The sequence below is a fragment of the Aminobacter sp. P4_D5 genome, assembly GCF_056401815.1.
Window position 1 is genome coordinate 1 of sequence record NZ_JBFUIP010000417.1, and the last position, 1,082, is coordinate 1,082.

General features: G+C 71.9%; 1 protein-coding gene and 1 pseudogene. Both read right to left on the bottom strand.

The window, feature by feature from the left end:
• A pseudogene (locus tag AC1DWF_RS32400) lies at nt 1-296 on the bottom strand (hypothetical protein); the annotation flags it as partial.
• A partial coding sequence (locus AC1DWF_RS32405) for a proton-conducting transporter transmembrane domain-containing protein (protein WP_476842620.1) occupies nt 293-1,082 on the bottom strand: 790 nt, incomplete at its 5' end. The gene AC1DWF_RS32405 and the pseudogene AC1DWF_RS32400, both read right to left, overlap by 4 nt.

The following is a 1,082-nucleotide window of genomic DNA, read 5'->3' on the forward strand; positions in this document are numbered from 1 at the left end:
GCCCAGAGGTCACGCAAGCCCCGCTCGAACCAGGCGGCCCCGGGGCGGACCGGCGAGAGGGCCGGGATCCATCCATCGGTCGCAGCGACGGAGGCGAGGATCACGTCCATCCGGGTCGTGTCGAGGAAGGCGGCATGCGCCATGCCCGGCTCGCCCCACAATCCCAGCAGGGCGAAATCGGGCTCGGCTGCCAGCGCATCGCGCAGCCGCATCCAGCCCATGGAATCCAGTACATAGCGCGGCCAGGGCCGGCATCCCGCAGATAGCCCCGCCTCGATGATGGCGCGCGCGCTCACGACAGCGACCTCGCGGCGTCCAGCAGCATCTTGCCAAGGGGCGCCGGCAGGGCCAGCGCCAGCAGCGCCGCCAGCAGCAGATTCGCCCAGAGCGGCAGCAGCGTCGCGATCCCCGTGCGCATCGGCACAGGCTCCGGCGTAGGCTCGCCGAAGCACAGGCGCTGCATGTTGTGCAACAGCGCCGTGCCGGCCACGAGCAGGCCGAAGATCAAAAGGGGCAACAGCCAGGGCCGCTCGCGCCCTGCCTCGGTCGCCAGCAGGAGTTCCGAGGCGAAGAGGCTGAAGGGCGGCAGCCCCGCCAGCGCCGCCATCGCCAGGGCGAGGCCCCAGCCCAGCATGGGATGCGTCGCGATGAGCCCGCCGATCGCCTCCATGGTCTGCCCGCCCTTGAGCCGCGCCGCGCGCCCGATCGCGAAGAAGGCCGCCGACTTCACCAGCGAATGCCCCCAGAGGTGCAGCAGCCCCGCCATGTGTCCCGGAACGCCGCCGATCCCGAAGGCGATGGCCGCGATGCCCATATGCTCAATGCTGCTCCAGCCGAAGAGGCGCTTGGCGTCGCGCCGGCGCCAGAGCGAAAAGCCCGCCAGCAGCAGCGAGGCGAGGCCCAGCGCGACCAGGAAATTGCCGGGCGGGATGGCCTCCGCGTTCGCGCCCACGATCGCCTTGCTGCGGAGGATGCCGAGCATCGCCGCGTTGAGCAGCAGCCCCGAGAGCACGGCGGCAATGGGCGTCGGGCCCTCGGCATGCGCGTCGGGCAGCCAGGAGTGCAGCGGCACCAGCCCCGCC